This is a genomic window from Candidatus Acidulodesulfobacterium acidiphilum, assembly GCA_008534395.1.
Classification (GTDB): Bacteria; SZUA-79; SZUA-79; order Acidulodesulfobacterales; family Acidulodesulfobacteraceae; genus Acidulodesulfobacterium_A; species Acidulodesulfobacterium_A acidiphilum.
Genome location: SHMQ01000064.1, coordinates 1 through 3,901 on the forward strand (window position 1 = coordinate 1; position 3,901 = coordinate 3,901).

5 protein-coding genes are annotated in these 3,901 nt (G+C 31.9%); 4 read left to right on the top strand and 1 reads right to left on the bottom strand.

The window, feature by feature from the left end; all coding sequences use genetic code 11:
* Nucleotides 1–174: 174 nt before the first annotated feature.
* Nucleotides 175–474: a twin-arginine translocase TatA/TatE family subunit gene (locus EVJ48_10305; protein ID RZV36530.1), complete on the top strand. Its 300-nt coding sequence runs from the start codon at nucleotides 175–177 to the stop codon at nucleotides 472–474.
* An 11-nt stretch (nucleotides 475–485) separates the two neighbouring features.
* Here EVJ48_10305 and EVJ48_10310 read toward each other — a convergent pair whose 3' ends face one another.
* The gene (locus EVJ48_10310) at nucleotides 486–1,190 is read right to left on the bottom strand and encodes a hypothetical protein (protein ID RZV36531.1); all 705 of its coding nucleotides are present in this window, start codon (nucleotides 1,188–1,190) and stop codon (nucleotides 486–488) included.
* 296 nt (nucleotides 1,191–1,486) lie between these two features.
* On the opposite strand from EVJ48_10310, the gene rfaE2 reads away from it, so the two are divergent.
* From rfaE2 to EVJ48_10325, 3 genes are all read left to right on the top strand, one after another.
* Nucleotides 1,487–1,960 carry a D-glycero-beta-D-manno-heptose 1-phosphate adenylyltransferase gene (gene rfaE2, locus EVJ48_10315; GenBank protein RZV36532.1) on the top strand — a complete coding sequence of 158 codons (474 nt, stop codon included), beginning with the start codon at nucleotides 1,487–1,489 and terminating at the stop codon, nucleotides 1,958–1,960.
* 65 nt (nucleotides 1,961–2,025) lie between these two features.
* Complete coding sequence (locus EVJ48_10320; protein RZV36533.1) at nucleotides 2,026–2,829, top strand: J domain-containing protein; 804 nt, start codon at nucleotides 2,026–2,028, stop codon at nucleotides 2,827–2,829.
* A gap of 120 nt (nucleotides 2,830–2,949) precedes the next feature.
* On the top strand, nucleotides 2,950–3,901 hold a 952-nt coding region (locus EVJ48_10325; GenBank protein ID RZV36534.1), incomplete at its 3' end, for a sensor domain-containing diguanylate cyclase.

Here is a 3,901-nt window from a genome sequence, read left to right on the forward strand (position 1 = left end):
ATCCCTCTCTCTCCGCCATATGTTCATAATGTTACGCATTATATATATTTATTAAACTATTAATTACGGCACATAGAGAGGGGTTCGAACCCTCGAAGTGCGGAGCGATAGTGTAGCACGCAAGAGGGTTTGCAAGTATTTAAACTTTTCTTAGAAAATACGGAGGTGAATAACATGTTTGGTTTAGGCATTCCCGAGCTTTTAATTATTTTAGTCGTAGTTTTTTTAATATTCGGAGCCGGCAAACTTCCTCAGATAGGAAGCGGTTTCGGAAAAGCTTTAAGAAATTTTAAAAACAGTCTTTCCGGAAAGGACGAAATAGACGTAACGCCGCAAAATTCGCAAAACGAAGATGAAGAAATAACCGCTAAACCGAAAAGACGGCAGATAGCTGCTAAAACTACGAGGAAAACAAGTTCTAATTACGATGAATCCGCCGCCCCCAAGAGAAAAAAGACGGTTAAAAAAGCATAATTACAATTTGATTATTTTGCTATTCTGTAAAAGTGGCTTATTGTAATAGAGAAGTTTTTTGAGTTCGGGTTAATATCGAAAAATACCGCCATAAATTTTACCGGATGGTTAGGCAAAATTTCTACGTCGGACATATCGTCGCCGTCTTTGTTTTGCAATGCCATATTTATGACTACATTGGACATTTTCTTAAGTTTGTTTAAATTTATGAAATTTCCGGCATATACGTGTTTTGTCAGCAGAACAATATTTTTTGTGCTGTAAAGTTTGCACGTCAGCTTAACATAGCTTACCGGAAACTTGTTTTTATTTATCAGATAGCCGGTAATCAATAAATTATTTTCGGGAAGCGCCTCCGATTTGTAAACTAATGTTTTTAAACCGTATAATTTTATATCGGTATTGTTTCCGGGAAATATAATTTTGAATAAGTAGTATGCCGATATTAATGCCGCAATAAAAACTATTATATAAAATATTTTTTTAAAACTGCCCTTAGCTTCGTTTCTTTCGTATTCACTATAATTTTCTGCGGAATTTGTTTTGCTTTCTTTCTTCCGTGCGGCTTTTTTTTTCGTGCTGTCGATTTTATTTTCTTCAAAAATAAAATCGGAAAAATCTTCTTTATCCATTTTTCCAAGCGAAAAAGATTTGTTAGATCCGTCATCTTTCTTAAAAAGTTCGTCGTCGTCTTCGCCTAATTTCCATTTATCCATGTTATTTTAAATTCGACCTATAATTTATTTTGGCTATGTTAGAATTTATTTTATATTTTATCATATAAACATTATATTTAAAATATAAAATACTTTGTATAATTTTTTATATTGACATAATAATATAAATTTTGTTAAAATTAAATCAGTAATTCTTTTCTCCATTTTTCCCCCTGATGTATGCCGAATATGTCAGGGGGTTTCTTATTTATATTAAGGGGCAATCTGTTGTTTAATAAATTTAATCTTGCAATTCTTTTTATATTATATAATTTAATATTTTATATAAGAATTATATGGAACCTGTAAATATAATTACGCCTAAGAATATAAAAGCAGAGTTGTCGAGACTTAAAGCCGAATCCAAAAAAATTATATTTACAAACGGATGCTTCGACATTATACATGCCGGACACATCAGCTATTTAAAAGAGGCAAAAGCCCTCGGCGATATACTTATAGTAGGATTGAACAGCGACGAGTCGGTAAGGCGCTTAAAAGGCAAAGACAGGCCTATAGTAAACGAACGGGACAGGGCATACGTCCTGGCAAATTTAAAACCGGTCGATTATGTCATTTTATTCGACGAAGATACGCCTTGCGAACTTATAAAAGAGATAAAACCGGACGTGCTGGTAAAGGGCGGGGACTATGAAGGAAAAAGTATCGCAGGCAGCGATATAGTTGAGGCGTCGGGAGGAAAAACGGTTCTGATAAATTTTATCATGGGTAAATCTACAAGCGAAATAATAAAGAAAATAAAATCCTGACCGATATTAAATTATAAAATAAAGAAATAAATAAAAATAAAAACTGCAAATCGTCGAAAAGAACTATGAAAGATTTTTATGACATTTTAGGTTTGGACGAAAATGCAGGAGAATCTTTAATTAAGAGCAGTTACAGAAGACTTGCCTCGGTATACCATCCCGATAAAAATCCTGAAAATCAAGATAAATTCATAGATATAAACGAAGCATATAAAACTCTTTCCGACGACGTTTTAAGAAGAGCATACGACAAAGAGCTAAAAGATTATAAAGCTTTTCAGGCTTCACAATCAGAAAATAAAATAAAACCTTACAGAACTAGACTCAGGGACGGAGCTAACGTAAATTTGATTATCGATTTTACCGATGAAATAGAACGGCAGTTTCAGGGAAGCAAAAATCTAAAAGAAAATATGGAAAGCTCTGAAATTTTTATAGAAAAAACGATAAATATAGAACGATATGTTAAATGCCCATCCTGTAACGGAGAAGGCAAAGAGAACGGCACGCTAAGCATGCCTTGTTCTGAATGCCGTGGAACCGGAAATATTAAAAATAAAAGTTCTGGAATCATGGAACTATGCAGAAACTGCGATGGATACGGCGATTTGTTTTTGTATAAATGCAAAACTTGCAACGGCATGGCAAGGATAAAAACTTCAGAAAAAATAAAATTGAATTTTTCATTAAACGAACTTTTAAATCGCGGCGATAAAAACATAATAATCTTTAAAAATATCGGAGACGCCGGCGTTTTCGGCGGAAAAAACGGCAACCTCAATATTGCGGTTAAAATAGACGAAAAGGTCTTAAATAAAATTAATAAAACCGGCGGAGGTTTTTTAAGTAAATTTTCTTTTTTCAAGTAATAAAACAAAATATTTCTTGACAATTAATAATATTTTGCATAAAATTCAAATAAATAAATTGTTATTATAATATATTATTTTTTTAATTAGTCTTAATTTAATATAGATAGGAGAGATTTTATGGTCGGGGCAGAATTTCAAGACAAAAATTTTGAACAGGATATACTTAAAAACGTCGAGATTAAAAATCTTCTTAATTCTTTGGAAGAAGGAGCATTCGTAGTGGATAAAGACGAGAATCTGGTTTTTTATAACGATGCCGCCCCGGTTATACTAAAAATAAATTTAAATGAATTTTTATATAAAAATATAAAACATACTTATTATTTTGACAATCTTTTTAAAAACCAACAGATCCCCGAATACATTAGAAATTTAGCTTCGGGATGTAAAATAAGCAACATATGTTATTTGGAAGGCAAAGACCATTATTTTGAAAACGAAAAAATAGACCTGTTTAGCGACTTGGGAGAAATAAAAGGAGCTTTATATTTAGTCAGAGATATAACTAAAGAAATACAATTGGAAATATCTTTATCTAACGAAATTAAAACGGATAATCTTTCAGGATTATACAATTCAAGATTTTTTCGAGAAGAATTAGATAAAGAAATATCGAGATGTTCCAGATACGGGCATGATTTATCTATTTTATTTATAGATATAAATAACTTTAAATATTTAAACGATACGCTTGGACATCAAGCCGGAGACGAAATTATAAAATTTACCGGAGAATCTTTAAAAAATGCTATAAGAAAAAACGTAGATACCGCCTTTAGATACGGAGGAGACGAATTTACGGTTATTTTGCCGAATACGCCGGCAAAAAGATCTACTATAGTAGCCAATAGAATTTTATTCAATTTTGACAACGGTTTTAACGAAAAGTTAAAAATGCTTATGTCCGATGAAAATTTTAACGAAAAATTAGATAATTTTACTTTAAATAACGACGGAAAATCAAAAAAAATAGGATTGTCTATAGGAATATCAGGATTTAAAAAAGGGAAAAAAGCGGATGAAATAATAGAAGAAGCCGATATTGCAATGTATAGGGCAAAACGCGGAA